A 2,207-nucleotide genomic window follows, 5' to 3' on the forward strand; every position below is an offset into this window, starting at 1 on the left:
CGAATATCGAAATAATCCGGCGTGCGCTGATTGATGAGATTTTCAGTATCATTAATATGAAAAGCTTCCAGGCCGTCCGGCGAATTTTCGTCATCTGCAACCATGATAATCGCGTTGCGCCACGGCCCAAAGACGGGATTCGTTTCATATTTGATGAGCTTATTCACATAGGCCTCGGCTTCCGCCAGCGAACGCGCCGGAATGCGGCCGATCGCCAGATCCATCAACGCATCATTGCCATTCACATACGCAAACCAGCTATCCGTTACGCGGCTGGTATATTCGTCCAGCTCGGCGGTGTGATAGCTCGGAATCCAGTTCTTGTCGGATTTGTTGCGGATATTTTTGGGATCATAATCGCTGTCGCCGAACAACAGCACAAATGAAGGCCGCTTGCGCCAATTCTCATAAGCATACTTCAAAAAATCGCGAATCGCGACCGGGTCATACATACCGCTGGAAAATTCATCGAACACGTCTTGAATATTAACGATCTCGACCTCCAGACGCTGCGGCGAGGGGCTGTACGGTTGCCAGTTCTCGCGCAAACTTTCAATGCGCTGCGCTTGCGAGACGAAATCATCGTGCGTGATGATGATCATATCCGCGCTGTGATCTGGCGAACGCAGATTCGAAGGCGAGTCTTTGGTAATTGCACCGGCTTCGATATTAGTAAACCCTGCGTTGGTGGCGACGGCATAGCGTCGCGGGTTGGGCGTGCTGCCGGCATCAGTAAACGTAATCTGTGCGCCGTTCACCTGCCAGTTTTCCGTGGTCAGCAGCGCCGCTGTGCTGAAATCACTAACGTCGAACAGCCAAAGGCCGTTGGGATCAGCATTATCCAAACGATAGGCGACCGGATCGGTGCTGGCCGTGCCGTCAAAAATCAAACTCGGGCCGGGCATGCGCAACTGGCGCGCATAATTCAACTCAAAATAATCGATGTACATGTGAGTCGCGTCGCCGCTGCCGGTATAGGTGAGCAGAATTTCATTCTCCCCGTTTTTGATGACGCCCGAACGCGCCAGCGTAAAATCCTGCGTGCGAAAGCTGTTGCCGGGAATGACAAATTCGTTGATCGGCTGCTGATTGAACGTCACGGCCATGCGATGCGGTGTGCTGGAGAAATACTGCGCATAAAATCTAAAGAGAATGCGCCCGGTGGCATCGGTGACAGGATCAGGAAGTTGAAGCTTGTACGTTCTGGTGTTCGTGTTCGATCGGGTGCCGAAATCATAGCCGAACCAGGTTTGATCCGATTCGAACAGCGGGTTCAATTCCTCTTCATTATAAACATATTGTTGAAAACTGGTCGCCAGGGTTTGTGCGACAGCAAAGGGCAACGGCGCGCGACTCGACATGCGCTTGCCGGTGCTGCCATCACTGTACGGTGTGACCGAGAGAAAATAGAAATTATCAAAACCGAACTTGTTGAGATAATGTCTCATCTGGCCGCTGGTGGTGTCGAACTCGAAGCCGTCAACGCCGCGGCCATAAAACAAAATGAAATCGCTGGGATCAAACCGGCCGTCGCCGCCGTCGGAGACATAGATTGCATTTTCGACCAAGCCTTCCGGACGTGGGTCAAACAGGCCGCGCGGCAATCCCTTCCCGCCGTTGTTGAAGAGACGGATGTGCGCCGGCTGCACGGAGGTGAGATCGATGCCTGCACCTGCCAGCGCCTGGCCGGTGATGCGATACATGCCTTCCGCGCGCAGCGCAATTTTATAGAGCGGGCCTTCGGCGAATGGCGAGGCAGCTTTGCGCAGCGTCTGGGTCTGCCGTGGCAGCCGGAATTGCCGCGCTTGCTCATAATTGAAAATCAAATTGCGGTAAAAAGATTCCTCCACCGGAGAGCCACCCGTCGGCGAAAATGCGGTTCGGCCAGGCTCATCGCTGGCGGTGTGGCGCACGAGGAGGCGAAGCTCTTGGTAAATTCTGAGAGTCTTTTGGGCGGGATTGTATTGCACCGGCGACACCACTACACGCACAACGCGTTGCTGGCGAAACAAGTCGGGCGCATCAACGGAAACCAAATCGGTTGGGAAGAAATCGTTACGCGAGAAGGTTTGAATGTCGGACAAATATTCCACGCGCTGCTCGCCTTCCTCGAGGCGCGCGGTGGGAAACGGGGCAACGGTGAGGTCGCGCAATTCTTCCACCGCGCCCGGCAGCACCGTCGCTTCGACGCGCGCCCCGGTCGGAAC

The 2,207-nt window shown here is 54.6% G+C and carries 1 protein-coding gene; it reads right to left on the bottom strand.

The genetic code is table 11. The features are described 5' to 3' along the window. The coding region (locus tag FBQ85_29480; GenBank protein ID MDL1879263.1) for a hypothetical protein at positions 1 to 2,207 on the bottom strand (2,207 nt) is incomplete at both ends.

This window comes from Cytophagia bacterium CHB2 (assembly GCA_030263535.1).
GTDB lineage: Bacteria > Zhuqueibacterota > Zhuqueibacteria > Zhuqueibacterales > Zhuqueibacteraceae > Coneutiohabitans.